The sequence below is a fragment of the Alistipes sp. DJF_B185 genome, assembly GCF_964250025.1.
Lineage (GTDB): Bacteria > Bacteroidota > Bacteroidia > Bacteroidales > Rikenellaceae > Alistipes > Alistipes finegoldii.
On sequence record NZ_CAXUDY010000005.1, the window covers coordinates 20141 to 37805 of the forward strand.

Annotated in this window: 13 protein-coding genes; 2 read left to right on the forward strand and 11 right to left on the reverse strand. The window is 60.2% G+C overall.

Annotated elements, in window-relative coordinates; genetic code table 11:
* Positions 1 to 25: 25 nt before the first annotated feature.
* A complete protein-coding gene (locus tag ACESTR_RS07900) occupies positions 26 to 1936 on the forward strand; it encodes an LTA synthase family protein (protein WP_278506223.1) in 1911 nt (636 codons plus the stop codon).
* Positions 1929 to 3314, forward strand: a complete 1386-nt coding sequence (locus ACESTR_RS07905; protein ID WP_130062418.1) for a GNAT family N-acetyltransferase — start codon at positions 1929 to 1931, stop codon at positions 3312 to 3314. The genes ACESTR_RS07900 and ACESTR_RS07905 overlap by 8 nt, the downstream gene beginning before the upstream one ends.
* A 103-nt stretch (positions 3315 to 3417) precedes the next feature.
* On the opposite strand, the gene ACESTR_RS07910 is transcribed toward ACESTR_RS07905, so the two are convergent.
* From ACESTR_RS07910 to ACESTR_RS07960, 11 genes are all read right to left on the reverse strand, one after another.
* Complete coding sequence (locus ACESTR_RS07910; protein WP_315976075.1) at positions 3418 to 4311, reverse strand: fimbrillin family protein; 894 nt, start codon at positions 4309 to 4311, stop codon at positions 3418 to 3420.
* A gap of 529 nt (positions 4312 to 4840) precedes the next feature.
* Positions 4841 to 5695, reverse strand: a complete 855-nt coding sequence (gene folD, locus ACESTR_RS07915) for a bifunctional methylenetetrahydrofolate dehydrogenase/methenyltetrahydrofolate cyclohydrolase FolD (protein WP_227042462.1) — start codon at positions 5693 to 5695, stop codon at positions 4841 to 4843.
* A 9-nt stretch (positions 5696 to 5704) separates the two neighbouring features.
* On the reverse strand, positions 5705 to 6952 hold the full coding sequence (purD, locus tag ACESTR_RS07920) for a phosphoribosylamine--glycine ligase (RefSeq protein ID WP_227042463.1): 1248 nt from the start codon (positions 6950 to 6952) through the stop codon (positions 5705 to 5707).
* A gap of 170 nt (positions 6953 to 7122) precedes the next feature.
* Positions 7123 to 8652, reverse strand: coding sequence for a bifunctional phosphoribosylaminoimidazolecarboxamide formyltransferase/IMP cyclohydrolase (gene purH, locus ACESTR_RS07925; protein ID WP_373179072.1), 1530 nt, complete (start codon positions 8650 to 8652; stop codon positions 7123 to 7125).
* 6 nt (positions 8653 to 8658) lie between these two features.
* On the reverse strand, positions 8659 to 9078 hold the full coding sequence (locus tag ACESTR_RS07930; RefSeq protein WP_279065796.1) for a pyridoxamine 5'-phosphate oxidase family protein: 420 nt from the start codon (positions 9076 to 9078) through the stop codon (positions 8659 to 8661).
* Positions 9075 to 9638, reverse strand: a complete 564-nt coding sequence (gene purN, locus ACESTR_RS07935) for a phosphoribosylglycinamide formyltransferase (protein ID WP_373179073.1) — start codon at positions 9636 to 9638, stop codon at positions 9075 to 9077. The genes ACESTR_RS07930 and purN overlap by 4 nt, the downstream gene beginning before the upstream one ends.
* 4 nt (positions 9639 to 9642) lie before the next feature.
* Positions 9643 to 10668, reverse strand: a complete 1026-nt coding sequence (gene purM / locus ACESTR_RS07940; protein WP_022043513.1) for a phosphoribosylformylglycinamidine cyclo-ligase — start codon at positions 10666 to 10668, stop codon at positions 9643 to 9645.
* A 23-nt stretch (positions 10669 to 10691) separates the two neighbouring features.
* Entirely contained in the window at positions 10692 to 12113 is a 1422-nt protein-coding gene (gene purF / locus ACESTR_RS07945) for an amidophosphoribosyltransferase (protein WP_302268891.1), read from the reverse strand.
* Positions 12113 to 12829, reverse strand: coding sequence for a phosphoribosylaminoimidazolesuccinocarboxamide synthase (gene purC, locus ACESTR_RS07950; protein ID WP_130062422.1), 717 nt, complete (start codon positions 12827 to 12829; stop codon positions 12113 to 12115). Before purC ends, purF begins: the two co-directional genes overlap by 1 nt.
* A gap of 37 nt (positions 12830 to 12866) precedes the next feature.
* Entirely contained in the window at positions 12867 to 13829 is a 963-nt protein-coding gene (locus ACESTR_RS07955; RefSeq protein ID WP_227042466.1) for an endonuclease/exonuclease/phosphatase family protein, read from the reverse strand.
* 22 nt (positions 13830 to 13851) lie between these two features.
* Positions 13852 to 17562 carry a phosphoribosylformylglycinamidine synthase gene (locus ACESTR_RS07960; protein WP_302576126.1) on the reverse strand — a complete coding sequence of 1237 codons (3711 nt, stop codon included), beginning with the start codon at positions 17560 to 17562 and terminating at the stop codon, positions 13852 to 13854.
* Positions 17563 to 17665: the final 103 nt, after the last annotated feature.

Sequence of the window (17665 nt, forward strand, 5' to 3'; positions counted from 1 at the left end):
ACCGCGCACGAAAACACCCCGGAACATGAAACGCCTGCTGCACACCCCCACGGCCATGCTGCTGCGGCGCATTGCACTGCTTTACGCGGTGCTGATGCTCTGCCGCGTGATTTTCTATCTCTACAACGCGCAGCTGCTGGGACCGCTGAGCTGGGGAGAGCTGGGGCAGCTGCTGGCGGGTTCGCTCAAATTCGACACCGCGTCGGTCGTCTACGCCGACGGGGTGTTCGTATTGCTCTCGCTGCTGCCTCTGCACGCGCGCGAACGCAAGTGGTACCGCCGTCTGCTGTTCTGGTACTATGCCGTCGTAAACGCCGTGCTGGTCGTAGCGGTCAATATGGCCGACTGCGTCTATTTCCGCTACACGCAGAAGCGGTTCACCGCCGATGAAATCTTCTTCGCCGACAACGGCAACTCGTTGCAGCTGGTCGGCAAATTCATGGCCGAAAACTGGTATCTGGTCATTGCGGCGGCGGCCCTGACCGCCCTGCTCGTGTGGGGCTACGGCCGCAAGATACGCGAAGAGAGTCTCCTGAGCCGGGGCTGGGGCTACTATGCGGGCGGCACGGCGATTTTCGTCGTCGCAGCCGGACTCTGCATCGCCGGCATGCGCGGCGGCATGACCCGCATGACGCGGCCGATCACCCTCTCCAACGCCACGCTCTACACTGCGGACAGCGGCAAGGCCAACCTGATTCTGAGCAATCCGTTCTGCATCCTGCGCACCATCGGCAGTGCGGGCGGCGTCAGCTACAGGAAATTCTTCCCGCCCGAAGAGCTGCCGCGACGCTTCACACCGGTCCACCGGCCGGCAGACAGCACGGCCGTAAACCTCGCGGGCCGCAACGTCGTGATTTTCATTATGGAGAGCATGTCAGCCGAACATTCGGCGCACCTGATGCCCGAAATCTATGCCGACCGAAAGACCAAAGGCTTCACGCCGTTCCTCGACTCGCTGATGCGCAGCGGGTTGTGCTTCAAACGGATGTATGCCAACGGCACCCGCTCGATTCAGGCCATGCCGTCGGTACTGGGCAGCATCCCGTCGTTCAAGACGCCGTTCGTGCTGATGCCGCAGTCGTTGGGCGAAAGCCGGCAGCTGCCGGCCATCCTGCGCGACAAAGGTTACGCCACGGCATTTTTCTGCGGTTCGGAGCGCGGCTCGATGGGCTTCGGCGCCTATGCCCGTTCGGCCGGCGTGGAGCGGCTCGTCAGCCGCGAGGATTACGAAGCCCGGCACGGCAAAGAGGATTTCGACGGCTACTGGGGCATCTGGGACGAACCGTTCCTGCAATTCATGGGCGAGGAGCTTTCCGAAACCCCGGAACCCTTCTTCGCCACGCTCTTCACCCTCTCGTCGCACCATCCGTTCGTCGTACCCGCCCGATACGAAAACACGCTGCCCGACGGCTACACCAAAATCCACAAGGGCGTGGCTTACGACGACAACGCATTCCGCCTCTTTTTCGAACGCTTCGGCCGCGAAGAGTGGTTCCGCCGCACGGTTTTTGTATTCGTGGCCGATCATGTATCGTCCGAAAAATTCGCACCCGTGACCCGCACCTACCCCGGCAACTACCACATCATAGGCTTCATGTACACGCCCGACGGCGCGCTGCGGGGCGAGGTCGGCGACGTAGTGCAGCAGCTCGACATCATGCCCACGGTGCTGGGTCTCGTGGGCAGCGAGGAACCCTATTTCGCCTTCGGACGCGACGTGCTGAACGAGCCAGAGCGGCCACGCTGGTCGGTGTCGTACGACGGGAAGTTCCGCGCGCTGACCGGCGAAGGCGCCGTCGTGCTCGACGATTCGGGAGCGCAGGTTCAGGAGTGCCCGGTCACCCCCGCCGCCGACAGCCTGATGCAGTCGTTCCGGGCGCTGATCCAGCAGTATTACAGCCATATCGAACGCAAGAGTTACACCCCCGATGATTGAATTCAAACCCGTACGCCTCGAAGACAAACAGATCATCGAGCGCCATACCATGCCTTCGGGCATCCTCAACTGCGACCTCGCATTCGCCAACATGTACTGCTGGCAGGCAATGTACCATAGCGCATGGGCCGTGATCGACGGCTTTCTGGTCATCCGCTTCCACATCGGCGGCAGCGAGAAGATCGGCTACATGCAGCCCGTCGGCGAGGGCGATTTCGCGGGCATCATCCCTGCCCTGCGCGCAGACGCCCATGCCCACGGGCAGCGTCTGCGCATCATCGGCCTGACGGACGAGGGCCGCGAGATGATCCGCAACATGCACGCGGGACTTTTCGCATTCGAATCGGACCGCGCCCTGGAAGACTACGTCTACAACGCCGAAGACCTGCGCAACCTGACGGGCCGCCGCTACCAGCCCAAGCGCAACCACATCAACCGCTTCATGTCCGAATACCCCGACTTCCGGTACGAGAATCTGACGCGCGACCGTTTCGCGGAGTGCATGCAGCTCGAACGCGAATGGCGCCGGGCGCACGAGGGACACACCTCGGAACTCTGCGCCGAGCAGCGGGCCATGCAGCGGGCCTTCGACCACTTCGAGGAGCTGGAAATGCTGGGCGGCTGCATCTACGTCGGCGACAAGCTGGTCGCCTTTACGTTCGGCTCGGCAGTCAACGAGCACACGTTCGACACCCACGTCGAAAAGGCCGATACCGATTACGACGGAGCCTTTACGATCATCAACAAACTCTTCGCCGAGCATCTGCCCGAACGCTTCACGCTGATCAACCGCGAGGAGGACCTCGGCATCGACGGTCTGCGCCAGTCGAAACTCTCCTACCACCCCGCCGTCATCCAGCACAAATTCACGGCCATCCACCTGCACCCCGACGAAATCGCCTGCAAAGAGTTGTGGACCGCGGCCTTCGGCGACGACGAACAGTTCATCGACTCGTTCCTGATACGCTACTACAGCCGCAGCCGCATGCTCACGGCCGAATCCGAAGGCCGCACGGCGGCGATGCTCCATCTGCTGCCGTTCGAAAGCCAGCTGGGCCGCACGACCTATATCTACGGCGTGGCGACGGCTCCCGGATTCCGCCGCCGGGGACTGGCCGGCAAGCTGATGGGCGAAGCGATGCGGCTGATCGCCGATCGCGGCGACGACGCGGCGCTGCTGATCCCCAGCGAGGAGTGGCTGCGCGGATTCTACGCCGCATACGGATTCTCCGGCGCGATTCCCGTAACTTTCGCTTCGCCGGACGGCTTCGACTTCGGCACGGGCGACCCGTCGAAAGACCTTGCGATGGTCTGGCGCCGCGATGCCTCGGCCCCGATGCCCGAAACGCTGCAATGCAGTTACTATAAGAAAAAATAGCGCATCCGGAGCAGATTCCGGCAACGGCTCTTACAATAAAAAGGGAACTGTCCTTGCAGACAGTTCCCTTCATGTTTACGGTCGGGGCAAACGGACAGTCCCCTTATTTCAGATCTGCCGAACCGTTACCGCCGGCAGTCCAGTCCGGGACCTGCACGCCGGAGACCGATATCTCCGTTCCCGTTATGTTTATCGTAATGTTATAATTCGCGCCGGCATCCAATTTGGCAATATCCTTGACTGCGATATTCTGATACGCAGTCCCGTCGAGCGTACAATCGAGTGTCAACGAAGCTGCAGCTTTGGGAAGGACCAATGCCGTAACGGCATTCGGACTCGTAAAGTCAGTAGCCGTACTGACCACCGTCAGGTCGGCATCTGTAACAGTCGAATAAGAACCGTTTGAAATATCTATTGTCGAGACTCCGGGAGTTCCCTTGACCACGAGCGACGAAAGACTCGGCGCACTGAACGGGTAGTTCGTGGCATTCAACGTAAACGTCAGTTTTGCAAAAGCGTGTTTCAGAGTCAATGCCAGATCCGTGCACTTACCTGAATTCACCTCCGTATTCTCCTGATATACAAAATCGACGGCCGCAGTTGTATTCCCCGGATTCAGCGTAAAGACATTGGGAGCAGCCTCGGCATCGGGTTCGATGCCGACCGGAGCCCAAGCGACCATATTCCGGGAAGATTTCAACAAATAAATCGCGGGAGAAATCGAATAGCCGCTGCCAACCGTATATTTAACTTCCTGATTATTTACAGCCGTGGAATAAGCATCATTGGTGTCGAGATTGATTTTGAACGAGGCATTGAGCGGAGTCGGATCGCCTGCCGCACGGGTCTCCAGACCTGCAGTAACAACCGACTGGAATCCTAATGCCGCGCTTTCAGGCTGGGGGGGGGTAACTTCCTCCTGCTTGTCGCACGAAGTAAAAAAGGCCGCAGCCATCGCTGTCGCTGCAAGGGCAGCAACCAAATAAAAACGTTTCATTGTTGAGATTTTTTTAAATTAGTGTACGTATTTTCCGGACGGTCTGCAACTCGCAGGACGAATTAAGCGGGCAATCCTTATTGTTCCATCAAAAAAGGTCGCAAATATTCACACCGATCCGAATTGTTTAATTTCGCACACACAATTTCGTTCATTGTGACATTCGAAGGTAAGCACAATCCCCTGCAGATGTACTCCAAGAACTGCTAAAGCCCATCAAAAGGACTTTTTTGTATACCAAGTCGCACTACAACAGACAGCCCGTGGACGCAAATGTATACCAACACCAGCAAAAAGGATAAAGACAGCACGCAAAACCCAGCGAAAGCCGTCCGCCGCCGCACACGGCACACGACACCAATCCCTGCGCAGCGGCACGGAGATAACGGCAAAGGCAAGACGCAGTTTGTCCCGCAGGAAAACAAATGCCCCGAAGCGAAAGCTTCGGGGCATTTCGGTCCGGCCACGGACCCTATCTTATCGGAATGCTTGTCCCAAACCGGGAAAACCCGATTCAGGCATTCATCATCTATTTCCGGCCCATCCGCCGCAGAAAACACTCGATCGTATTCTCCATCAGGCAGCAAATCGTCATCGGCCCCACACCGCCCGGCACGGGGGTGATGACCGAAGCCTTCGGCTCGACTGCGGCGAAATCGACGTCGCCGCACAACTTCCCGGTCTCAGGATCGCGGTTTACACCCACGTCGATCACCACGGCGCCTTCACGCACCATGTCGGCCGTTACGAATTTCGGCCGGCCGATCGCCACGACCAGAATATCGGCCCGGCGTGTCACCTCCGGCAGATTGCGCGTGCGGCTGTGCGTCATCGTCACCGTAGCATTCTCATCCAGCAGCAGTTTCGACACGGGAAGCCCCACGATATTGCTGCGGCCGATCACCACGGCCTCCTTGCCCGCAATCCCGACGCCTGCGGCCTTCAGCATCTTGATGATGCCCTTCGGCGTACAGGGGAGCGTGCAGGGCTGTTTCTGCCACAAAGCCGCCACGTTCAGGGGATGAAAGCCGTCCACGTCCTTGGCCTTGTCGATCGCCTCGATCACCTTGTCCTCGTCGATATGTTTCGGCAGGGGCAGCTGCACCAGAATACCGTCCACCTCTGCGTCGGCATTCAATTCGGCGATAATGCCGAGCAGCTCCGCTTCCGAAATCGTCTCCGGCTTGCGGATCGTCGTGTTGCGAATCCCCACCTCGGCCGACGCCTTGGCCTTGCCCGTCACATACGACACGCTGCCGGGATCTTCGCCCACCAGAATCACGACCAGATGGGGCACCCGGCCGTATTTTTCGCCGATCGCCGCCACCTCGGCGGCCATTTCGGCCTTAAGTTTCGCTGAAAGTTCTTTTCCGCTGATTATCATATTTCCCAACTATTTTTCAAATGCCCAGTGCCCGATATCGGTCCTGTAAAAAAGATTGTCGCATTCGATCTGCGCCACGTCCTTCAACGCATTCGCACGGGCTTCGGCCAGCGTCGCCCCCTTGCCAACGACGAAGAGCACACGGCCGCCCGCCGTCAGAATACGGCCGCCGTCGGCCTTCGTGCCCATATGGTACACAGCGCTTCCGACCCGGTCGAGTCCCTTGATCTCGTGTCCCTTCTCATAGGAGCCGGGATAGCCCTTCGACGCCAATACGACGCCCAGCGTCGCGAAATCATGCCATTCGAGCCGCGTATCCGCTCCGTCGGCCACGGCGCAGAAGATATCGACGATATCGCTCTTCAGGCGCGGCAGCACGACCTCGGTTTCGGGATCGCCGAAACGAGCATTGAACTCGATCACCTTGATCCCCTGCGGAGTCTTCATCAGACCGCCGTACAGCACCCCTTCGAACGGACACCCTTCGGCGACCATCGCGTCGGCCGTCGGCTGCAGGATCTTTTCGAGCGCATACCGCTCATCCTCCGCCGTAACGAACGGCAGCGGGGAATAGGCCCCCATACCGCCCGTGTTGGGCCCCTTGTCGCCATCGAAGGCCCGCTTGTGGTCCTGCGCCAGCGCCATCGGCCACACCTTGCGGCCCGACACGAAACACATGAACGAAAATTCGGGTCCCGTGAGGAAGTCCTCGACCACGACCTTGCCTTCGCCGAACTTGTCGTCGAGCAGCATGTCTTTCAGTGCGGCGTCGGCCTCCTCCTGCGTCTCGGCGATCACTACGCCCTTGCCGGCCGCCAGCCCGTCGTACTTCAACACCGCCGGAAGCGGACGCGAAGCCACGTAATCCAACGCTTCGGCATACTCCGTGAAAGCGCGGTACCCCGCCGTCGGAATAGCGTATTTGGCCATCAGGTCCTTGGCGAACTCCTTGCTCGATTCGATCCGTGCGGCGGCTTTCGTCGGGCCGAAGATCCGCAGCCCGGCGGCCTTGAACGCATCGACGACTCCCGCCGCCAGCGCCACCTCCGGACCCACGACCGTAAGGCCGATTTCGTTGGCCGCTGCGAAGTCGCGCAGTCTCTCCACCTCGGTCTCCTTGATCGCCACGCACTCGGCCTGCGCCGCAATGCCCGCATTGCCGGGGGCGCACCAGATTTTCTCCACCTGCGCCGAGCGTGCGAGGGCGTCTACGATCGCATGTTCACGGCCGCCGCCGCCTATTACCAGAACTTTCATATTCGTTTATTTTATCCGTTCTTTCAAAGAAATTTCAAAAAACATCCAGTTTTTCACAGATGAATCAAGCGACAAATCTGACAATCTTTATCCAAAGTCCCCCTTATCAAAGGGGGATTAGGAGGATTATCAATTTAGTTTAGCCGCATGGTCAAGCACTAAAGCTCGCTTTAGTGCTTGAAATGCCTTTCGCCCGTAAATACCATGGCGATGCCCTTCTCGTCGGCCTTCTTGACCGAATCTTCGTCGCGCACCGAACCGCCCGGCTGCACGATCGCCGTCACGCCGTATTCGGCGGCCAGCGTCACGCAGTCGTCGAAGGGGAAGAAGCCGTCCGAAGCCAGCACCAGCCCTTCGGTAACGCCCGCGGCATGCGCCTGTTTGAGGGCGATCTCGGCCGAACCGATGCGGTTCATCTGGCCTGCGCCGACGCCCAGCGTCCGGCCGTCCTTCACGACCACGATGGCGTTCGACTTCACATGCTTGACGATATGCCAGCCGAAGTTCATGTCGTCCATCTGCTCCGCTGCGGGTTTCGCCGCCGTCACGCACATATCGGCCGTCACGCTCTTCGTCTCCACGTCGAGGTCCTGCACCAACAGACCGCCGTTCACGCTGACATACTGCTTCGGATCGACGGCGCCCTGCTCCATATCGACCTCCAGCAGCCGCAGGTTTTTCTTCGTGCAAAGCACTTCGAGCGCGCCCTCGTCGAATTTGGGGGCCATGATGATTTCGAGGAAAATCGGCTTCATCAGCTCGGCCGCCTCCTTCGTAACGGTACGGTTCGTCGCCACGATGCCGCCGAAAATCGACACCTTGTCGGCTTCATAGGCCTTGGTCCACGCTTCCACGACATCCTTTCCTACCGCCGCGCCGCAGGGATTCATATGCTTCAGACCCACGCAGAACGGCTTGTCGAACTCGCGCACGATGCACAGCGCGGCGTTGGCATCCTGAATATTGTTGTACGACAGCTCCTTGCCGTTGAGCTGCTTGGCAAAAGCCAACGAATAGGGAACCTTTTTCTCCTCGCGGTAGAATCGGGCCGACTGGTGCGGGTTCTCGCCGTAACGCAGCGACTGCACGAGGTCGAATTCGAGGAATAGCTTCTCGTTCAGCCCGGCCTGCGCACGCATGTAGGTCGCGATCATCGAATCGTACTCGGCGGTATGGGTATAGGCCTTGGCCGAGAGCTTCAGGCGCGTGGCCTTCTCGGTGTTGCCGCCGGCGCGGATTTCGTCGAGAATCTGCGCATAGTCCGCAGGATCGCAGACCACCGTCACGTCGGCCCAGTTCTTGGCCGCCGAACGCAGCATCGAGGGACCGCCGATGTCGATATTCTCGATGGCGTCCTCCATCTTCACGTCGGGCTTCGAGATCGTCTCCCGGAACGGATAGAGGTTCACGCAGACCATGTCGATAAATTCGATGTTGTTCTCCTTCAGCGCCTTCAGGTGTTCGGGATCGTCGCGGCGGGCCAGCAGGCCGCCGTGTACGTTGGGGTGCAGGGTCTTGACGCGGCCGTCGCAGATTTCGGGAAATCCCGTTACGTCGCTGATGTTGATAACCTCGACACCGCTGTCGGCCAGCAGTTTCATCGTGCCGCCCGTAGCGATCACCTCCCAGCCCAGGGCACGCAGGCCCCTGGCGAAATCAACGACACCCGTTTTGTCGCTGACACTTATCAATGCTCTCATTTGTTACTATTTTATTTCGATATTTTCCGAATGAAAATTACTGTAATACCTGCCTTCCACCGCCGTAAACCGCAGTACGCTGTAGTCCGGATCGTCCACGCCCTGCGGATAATACTCCGTATCGCCTTCGCGCCAGATCAGCCGCCGGCTCGCAGCGTCCTCCAGCACCTCCATCGTCCCGCGGAGCATCAGCCCCTCGAAAGAAGCTCCGTCGCAGAAATAGACGGCCGCCTTGGGATTGCGGCGGTATTGCGCCGCACGCATCGACGAGGTGTTGGTCGTAAAGTAGAAGATCTCAAGCCCCTCCCGTATGCGCGGTGCCAGCATCGCTTTCATATTGGGAAAACCCTCGGCATCGACCGAGCCGATAAAGGCGACGGCCTGCCGGTCGATCAGCGATTCGAGCGTATTGAATGCGACACTCATGGATCGAGCAGTTTTTTTATCGTTTCTACGTAAAGCGGATATTCCACCGCATGAATCCGGGCTTCCAGCTCTTCGATGTCGTCACCGTCGTACTCGAAGGCCCGCTGGGCGATGATCCGTCCGCCGTCGAGCGACGCATCGACATAGTGGATCGTCACCCCGAACACCTTGACGCCGTATTCCATCGCCTGTTCGATGGCATGCGCTCCGCGGAACGCCGGCAGCAGCGAGGGATGGATATTGACGATCCGTCCTCCGTAAGTCTCCAGCAGCACGTCGCCGACGATGCGCATATACCCCGCCAGACAAACCAGTTCCACGCCCGCGGCATCGAGCAGCCGCACGATTTCACGTTCGTAATCGGCCTTCGAAGCGTACTCCTTCGGCGCGAAGACAAACGTTTCGACACCGTGCGCGGCAGCGCGTTCGACAACCCGCGCTCCGGGTTTGTCGCAGACCATGAGCACCACCTCGCCCCCGGTCACGCCCTGCTCGCAGGCCGAGACGATGGCTTCGAAGTTGGTGCCGCTGCCGCTGGCGAAGACTGCGAGGCGTCGCACGGCCTTAGCGGATTACGACACCTTCGGCGTCGGTTACACGTCCTATCACCGAGGCCTTTTCGCCCTGCGCGGTCAGGATGCCGATGGCCTTGTCCGCCTCCGACGCATCGAGGGCGATGACCATGCCGATACCCATGTTGAAGATGTTGAACATCTCGCGGTGCGCCACCTTGCCGTACTTTTCGAGGAAGCGGAACACGGGCAGAATCTCCCATGCGCCCTCATCGATTTCGAGTCCCTGCCCGTCGTGCAGGATGCGGGGAATATTCTCGTCGAATCCGCCGCCCGTGATGTGGCTGATGCCGTGTACGTCGCAGTTGCGGATCACCTCCAGCACCTGCCGGACATAGATTTTGGTCGGAGTCAGCAGCACCTCGCCCAGCAGTTTGTTCGACAGTTCGGGATATACCTCGTGCAGGTCGAAGCAGTTGTCGGCGACGATCTTGCGCACAAGGCTGAAACCGTTGGAGTGCACGCCGCTCGACGCGATGCCGACCAGCACGTCGCCCGCCTTGACCTTCGAGCCGTCGATCAGTTTCGACTTCTCGACCACGCCGACCGTAAAGCCCGCGATGTCATACTCGCCCTGCGCATACATGCCCGGCATCTCGGCCGTCTCGCCGCCCACCAGCGCGCAGCCGGCCTGACGGCAGCCCTCGGCCACGCCGCTGACGATGGCTTCGATCTTCTTCGGCTCGTTGTGGCCCACGGCCACGTAATCGAGGAACACCAGCGGTTCCGCGCCCTGCGCCAGCACGTCGTTCACGCACATGGCCACGGCATCGACGCCGATCGTGTCGTGCTTGTCCATCTCGAACGCCAGCTTGAGCTTGGTGCCCACGCCGTCGGTGCCGCTCACCAGCACCGGCTCCTTCACGTTCAGCGCCGAAAGGTCGAACATGCCGCCGAAGGCGCCGATATTGCCCATCACGCCCAAACGCGAGGTCGACGCGACGTGCTTCTTGATGCGCCGCACCACTTCGTATCCGGCTTCGAGGTTTACGCCGGCCTTCTCATAACTCTGTGCCATTATAGTCTACTTGAATGGTTTACTTAACATTTTACATCTTTGTTCGCCTCATCGACCGACTGGTACAGCGCCGTGGGGTACTCGCCCGTGAAGCAGGCCATGCAAAGCTCCTTGCGGTTGCCGGCCTTGAGCAGCGCGCCGGGCGTCAGGAACGCCAGCGAATCGGCGCAAATCTCCTCGCGTACGCCTTCGAGGTCCTTGCGGGCCGAAATCAGCTCGTCGCGCGTCGAAGTGTCCACGCCGTAAAAACACGGATGGGTCATCTGCGGACTGGCGATGCGCACATGCACCTCGGTCGCCCCGGCCTCCTTGAGCATCGTGACGATGCGGCGCGAAGTGGTGCCGCGCACGATCGAGTCGTCCACCAGCACGACGCGCTTGCCCTTGACGATGCTGCGCACAGCCGAAAGCTTCATCCGCACACCCTTCTCGCGCAGCTCCTGCGAAGGCTGGATAAACGTACGGCCGATATACTTGTTCTTGATGAGTCCCATTTCGTACGGCAGGCCGCTCGCTTCGGCGTAGCCCATCGCCGCGCTGAGACTCGAATCGGGAACGCCGACCACGATATCCGCCTCGGCCGGCGACTCCTTGAAAAGCAGACGGCCCGACTCCTTACGGTAGGCGTGGACGTTGCAGCCGTCGATGTCGCTGTCCGGACGGGCGAAGTAGATATACTCCATCGAGCACATCTCGCAGCGCTTGTACATCGAGTAGTCGCGGCTGCGGATACCCTGCCTGTCGATCGTCACGATCTCGCCCGGCTCGACGTCGCGCACGAACTCGGCACCCAGCACGTCGAACGCGCAGGTTTCGCTCGACACGACATAGCCGTCGCCCAGCCGGCCGATGGCCAGCGGACGCAGGCCGTATTTGTCCCGGCAGGCGTAAATGCGGTTGGCGGTCATGATCAGGAACGCGAACGCCCCCTCCAGCATGTTCAGCGCATCGATGATCGAAAAGATGCGCGGCCGGTCGTGGTAGCGGGTCTCCTTCTTGATCAGGTGGGCCAGAATCTCGCTGTCCGACGTGGACTGGAACAGACTGCCCTTGTTCTCCAGATACTCGCGCAACAGGGCCGAATTGACGATGTTGCCGTTGTGGGCCAGCGCGAAATCGCCCGTGTTGTGACGGAACAAAAACGGCTGCACGTTCTCGATGCCGCCGCCTCCGGCGGTCGTATAGCGCACATGGCCGATGGCCGTATTTCCCTTGAGCGTCGCCAGTTTCGCCTCGTCGAACACCTCGGTCACCAGTCCGCTGCCCTTGATGCGGCGGAAAATTCCCCCTTCGTCGACGGCCACGATACCCGCGCCCTCCTGTCCGCGGTGCTGCAGTGCATGCAGGCCGTAATAGCTCAGCGATGCAGCGTCGGGCACCCCGAAGACGCCGAACACACCGCACTCCTCATGCAACTCCCGGTCGCTAATCTGCCGCATCGCCATTACTCCACGATTTTCTGCAGACGGGCAAGAATCTCCTCGTAAGCCTCGCGCACCTTGCCCAGATCGCGGCGGAAACGGTCCTTATCGAGTTTCTCGTTGGTGGACATGTCCCACAGACGGCAGGTGTCGGGCGACACCTCGTCGGCGAGGACGATCTCGCCGTCCGACGTGCGGCCGAACTCGATCTTGAAGTCCACGAGGTTGATGTTCATCTTGGCGAACATGTTCCGCAGCACCTCGTTGATGCGCGAAGTCATGGCGTAAATCAGATCCAGCTCGTCGTAGGTCACGGCACCCAGCGCTACGGCGTGGTGGTCGTTGATCAGCGGGTCGCCCAGTTCGTCCTTCTTGTAGCAGATGTCGTAAATGGTGTTCGACGGCTGCGTGCCCTCTTCGATGCCCAGACGCTGCGCCATCGAACCCGCGATGATGTTGCGCACGATCACCTCCAGCGGAATGATCGTCACCCTGCGGCAGATCTGGTCGCGGTCGTTGATCGTCTCGATGTAGTGCGTCTTGATGCCCGCCTTCTGAAGCTCTTTGAAAATCAGGGTCGAGATGGCGTTGTTCAGCACGCCCTTGTTCTCGATCGTAGCCTTCTTGATGTTGTTGAAAGCCGTCGCCGCATCCTTGTAGTGAATGATGATCTTTTCGGGATCGTCGGTGCGGAAAACCTGTTTTGCCTTGCCCTCGTAGAGCATTTCGAGCTGTTTCATGATGTTTGTGTTTTTTAAGTTTATTTGTTGATTCGTTCTATTTCATATCAAAGTCCACCAGAATCGGACGGTGGTCCGAGGGGTGGTAGAAGTTCGACAACTTGCCCGGATCGCGCACCGGCTCGGTGAAGTCGTCCGCAATCACCTCGGCACGGGTGATCCGCTCGCAGAGCGGCTGCGTGCAGTAGACGAAGTCGATGCGGCTCTGCCCGTGGGTCGTGGTGTGGAATTCGCCGGGGTGCTTCTCCGCGATCACGTCGACATAGGGCGTATGCTCCGCGATATAATCATGCACCAGCAGGCGCGTGTCGTCGTCGGGATAGTTGTAAACCCGGTTGTCGCGGCGCGAGCGCGAATTGAAGTCGCCCATCATCATCCACAACTGCTGTCCGGCGTCGGACTGCGTAGCGATCGTATGCGAGCAGATATACTCGATCTCCATGCGCCGGTAGCGGTCGCCGCCGTGTTCGGCCTTGCTGGCGTCGCGGTCCACGGCCTGAAAGGCATACGCCTGCGGCCACGTATGGAGCGTCACGATATTGACCGGCCTGCCGTTCTTCACGATCCGGGCCCAGCCCGCGCCGTGCGAAACGATGCTGTCGGGAGCTTGGCCGACGATCCGCCGCACGTTCTCGATCGGATACTTCGACGTAACGACCTGCGGGAAATTGTCGCGGTGGCCGCCCACATACCAGTATTTATGACCGTAACGGGCCGCCAGCTCACCCCAGTTCGCCGTCAGGTAGCGATCGACGGAATCCATCCTCTCCGCCGTACCCGACTTATAGATCGACTGGGCCTCGCACCACACGCATACGTCGGGATTGTAGCCTTTGACCCACGCCACGAAATTGTCGTAGCCGTTGCTCTGGTCCGACCACATGCCGTTCTGAATATTCCAATAGAGCAGACGCATGTCGTCCGTCCGCTCGCCGCATCCTGCGGTCAGCGCCGCCGCAAAAAGCAGGAGCGCCGCAAAACGATAAAAAGAGGTCTTCATAGGCATATGGTTTCGGTTTACACTATTTCGATTTGCGGAAATACTCGACGGCATTGCGGAACAGCGCCTGCTCCTTGTTGCCGGCGATATTCTTGAAAAGGTTCTTCCCGTAACGCTCCGTATGGCCCATCTTGCCCAGAATCCGGCCGTCGCGCGATACGATGCCTTCGATGGCGTACGACGAGCCGTTGGGGTTGTAGGGCGCCTCGGCCGTCACGCGGCCTTCGGCATCGACGTACTGGAAGGCCACCTGCCCGTTGGCGAAAAGCTCCTTGGCCAGCTCCTCGCTGACGACGAACTTGCCCTCGCCGTGGCTGACGGCGATCGAGTGCACCTCGCCCAGTTCGAAGCCCGCGAGCCACGGGGAGTTGAGCGTCGAGACGCGCGTCGAGACGATTTGCGAGATATGCCGGTTGACGTCGTTGCGGAACAGCGTCGGGGAATCCTTCGTCACCATGCCCAGACGGCCGTACGGCAGCAGTCCCGACTTGACCAGCGCCTGAAAACCGTTGCAGATGCCGAGGATAAGGCCGCCGCGGTCAAGCAACGCGTGAATTTCCTCGCGTATATCCTTGTTGTTAAGTACGTTCACGATAAACTTCGCGCTGCCGTCCGGCTCGTCGCCCGACGAGAAGCCGCCGCAAAGCACGAAAATATGGGCGCGGCGGATATGCTCCTTCATCTGGGCGATCGAGCGCAGGATGTCGTCGCCGCCCAGATTGCACAATACGCTGGTCGTCACCTCGGCTCCCGCGTTGCGGAACGCCTTGGCCGTATCGTAATCGCAGTTCGTACCGGGGAATACGGGCAGGTAGGCCACCGGACGCTCGACGGCTTCGCCCTCATAGGCAAAGGTGCGGCGTTCGGGTTCGGCGCTCATCACGTCGGCACGGTTCTCGCCCTTGTCGGGGTAAACCGTCGTGAATTTCACGGTATTGGCCTCGTACAACCCGTCGAGCGGCATCCGTACGCCGTTCACGGTCAAGACTTCGTCGACGACGGTCGCACCCAGCAGTTCGGCCGCCGGGAAGTCCAGTTCGCCGTCGCTCTCCACGAGAATCGAACCGTAGGCGTATTCGTAAAGTCTGCTTTCGTCCGTCGTCACCTCGGCGCCGATCCGGTTGCCGAAAGCCATCTTCGCAAGGCCCTCGGCCACGCCGCCGAATCCGACGGACCACGCCGAAAGTATCTTCCCGCTCTCGATCTGCCCGCACACGAAATCGAAGTTGGCCTTCAGTTGCGCCGTGTCGGGCATATAATTCTCCGCCGGGGTATGGCGCACGAGGTAGATGCGGCTGCCGGCCTTTTTGAAGTCGGTCGAGATGACCGTTCCGGCATCGACCGTCGTGATGCCGAAAGCCATCAGCATCGGCGGGACGTTGATATGCTGGAACGTGCCGCTCATCGAGTCCTTGCCGCCGATCGACGGAAGTCCCAGCTCGACCTGCATCTTCAGCGCGCCGAGCAGTGCGCCGAGAGGCTTGCCCCACGATTCGGGATTCTTGGTCATGCGCTCGAAATACTCCTGATACGAGTAACGCATCCTGTCGTAGCGCGCACCCGCCGCCACGACCTTCGCCGCGGCTTCCACCACGGCATAGGCTGCGCCATGGTAGGGACTCCACGAAGCGATGAAGGGATTGTAACCGAAGGCCATGATGCTGGCCGTGTCGGTGTAGCCGTCGGTCGGAAGCTTCTGCACCGAGACCTGCGTCTCGCTGCCCTGCGTACGGCCGCCGAAGGGCATCAGTACGGTCGAGGCGCCGATCGTCGAGTCGAACATTTCGACAAGCCCCCGCTGCGAAACGACGTTGTTGTCCCTGAGGTTATTCTCAAAACGCGCGGCAAGCGTATCGCCGGCGATTTCACGTACGAACGGATTGCGGTTTTCCACCTCGCCGACCTTCGCTTCGGCATAATGCCGGGCGCCGGCGCTGTCGATGAATTCGCGCGAGAGGTCCACGACCTTGCGGTCCTTGTTGAACATCCGCATGCGGGCCGTGTCGGTCACGTCGGCCACCTCGACGGCTTCGATATTCTCTTCGAGACAGTAGCGCATGAACGTCTCGACGTCCTTCGCTTCGACGACTACCGCCATGCGTTCCTGCGACTCGCTGATGGCCAACTCCGTGGAGTTCAGGCCGCTGTACTTGGTCTTCACGCGGTCGAGGTAAATGTCCAGCCCGTCGGCCAGCTCGCCGATGGCGACGCTGACGCCGCCTGCGCCGAAGTCGTTCGATTTCTTGATGAGCCGCGTCACCTCCGGACGGCGGAACAGACGTTCGAGCTTGCGCTCCTCAGGAGCGTTGCCCTTCTGCACCTCGCTGCCGCAGGTCTCCAGCGACTTGGTGTTGTGCTCTTTCGACGATCCGGTAGCTCCGCCGATGCCGTCGCGGCCCGTACGGCCGCCCAGCATGATGATCTTATCGCCCGGAGCGGGTTTCTCGCGGCGGACGTTCTCCGCCTTCACGGCGCCCACCACGGCGCCCACTTCGAGACGCTTGGCCACATAGCCGTCGTGGTACACCTCGCGTACGTGGGTCGTAGCCAGACCGATCTGGTTGCCGTAGCTCGAATAACCGGCCGCGGCCTTTTTCGAAATCACGCTCTGCGGGAGTTTGCCTTCGAGCGTGTCGCCCACCTTCTGGTAGATGTCGCCCGCACCCGTCACGCGCATCGCCTGATAGACGTAGCTGCGGCCTGACAGCGGGTCGCGGATAGCGCCGCCCAGACAGGTCGAAGCGCCGCCGAATGGCTCGATCTCGGTCGGATGGTTGTGGGTTTCGTTCTTGAACTGTAGCAGCCACTTCTCGGTCCGGCCGTCCACGTCGACATCGACATAGACCGAGCAGGCGTTGTTCTCGTCGCTCACCTCCATATCGTCCAGCAGCCCCTTCTTGCGCAGGTAGCGGGCGCCGATCGTGGCCATGTCCATCAGGCAGATGCTCTTGTGTTCGCGGCCCAGCTCACGCCGGATGCGCAGGTAGAGGGCCAGCGAATCTTCGATTTCGTCCTTGACGAACGACTCCTCGACCGTAATACCCTCCAGCTCGGTCGTGAAGGTCGTATGGCGGCAATGGTCGCTCCAATAGGTATCGAGGATGCGCAGTTCGGTTTCATAGGGATCGCGGCCCTCGGCGCGGAAATACTTCACCACCTCGCGCAGATCGTCGGCGTTCATCGCCAGTCCGTACTGCGCGCAGTAGGGCGCCAGCTCGGCGTCGGTCATCTTCGTGAAGCCTTCGAGCACGGCGACGGGCTTCACCTCGGCCTGCTCCATGTCGCTGAGCACGCTCAGGTCCTTTTCGCGCGACTCGACGGCATTGATATGGTAGCGTTTGATCCGCGCGATCTCCTCGTCGGTCACCGCGCCGTCGAACAGCAACAGCTTCGACGAACGGATGCGCACCTCGGCCGACGGGTCGATCAGCCGCACGCAATCCACGGCCGACGCGGCGCGCTGGTCGAACTGGCCGGGAAGATACTCCACGGCGATATACTTCTGTCCCGCGAGGTCGCACGCATCGGTCACGCTGTCGGTCACCACTTCGCCGAAGACGCTGTAGCGGGTCTTTTCGAGCAGTTCCTCCGAAAAGCCGAACAGATCGTAAACGTTCAGCAGCCGCAGTTCGCGGATATCGAGGTTCAGGTTGGCGTTCAGTTCCCGGCGCAGGCTTTCGGCCTCGACCCGGAAACGGGGATGTTTTTCAACAAAAATCCGGTAGTTTTTCATCCTATATCGTTTAATATTCTTCATTCGTTTCTGCGGTCCTTACCGACCGTTCCGCCGGTCTTCGTCCTCGCCGCCGCTTCCGGAAGCTCCTCCCGTCCGCCTG

What these genes read in the sequence shown, in the direction of transcription:
- purC (WP_130062422.1), bottom strand. Translation starts at nt 12,829, where the DNA reads ATGAAACAGCTCGAAATGCTCTACGAGGGCAAGGCAAAACAGGTTTTC.
- folD (WP_227042462.1), bottom strand. Translation starts at nt 5,695, where the DNA reads ATGATAATCAGCGGAAAAGAACTTTCAGCGAAACTTAAGGCCGAAATG.
- ACESTR_RS07955 (WP_227042466.1), bottom strand. Translation starts at nt 13,829, where the DNA reads ATGAAGACCTCTTTTTATCGTTTTGCGGCGCTCCTGCTTTTTGCGGCG.
- purM (WP_022043513.1), bottom strand. Translation starts at nt 10,668, where the DNA reads ATGGCACAGAGTTATGAGAAGGCCGGCGTAAACCTCGAAGCCGGATAC.
- ACESTR_RS07900 (WP_278506223.1), top strand. Translation starts at nt 26, where the DNA reads ATGAAACGCCTGCTGCACACCCCCACGGCCATGCTGCTGCGGCGCATT.
- ACESTR_RS07930 (WP_279065796.1), bottom strand. Translation starts at nt 9,078, where the DNA reads ATGAGTGTCGCATTCAATACGCTCGAATCGCTGATCGACCGGCAGGCC.
- purF (WP_302268891.1), bottom strand. Translation starts at nt 12,113, where the DNA reads ATGGCGATGCGGCAGATTAGCGACCGGGAGTTGCATGAGGAGTGCGGT.
- purD (WP_227042463.1), bottom strand. Translation starts at nt 6,952, where the DNA reads ATGAAAGTTCTGGTAATAGGCGGCGGCGGCCGTGAACATGCGATCGTA.
- purH (WP_373179072.1), bottom strand. Translation starts at nt 8,652, where the DNA reads ATGAGAGCATTGATAAGTGTCAGCGACAAAACGGGTGTCGTTGATTTC.
- ACESTR_RS07910 (WP_315976075.1), bottom strand. Translation starts at nt 4,311, where the DNA reads ATGAAACGTTTTTATTTGGTTGCTGCCCTTGCAGCGACAGCGATGGCT.
- ACESTR_RS07905 (WP_130062418.1), top strand. Translation starts at nt 1,929, where the DNA reads ATGATTGAATTCAAACCCGTACGCCTCGAAGACAAACAGATCATCGAG.
- ACESTR_RS07960 (WP_302576126.1), bottom strand. Translation starts at nt 17,562, where the DNA reads ATGAAAAACTACCGGATTTTTGTTGAAAAACATCCCCGTTTCCGGGTC.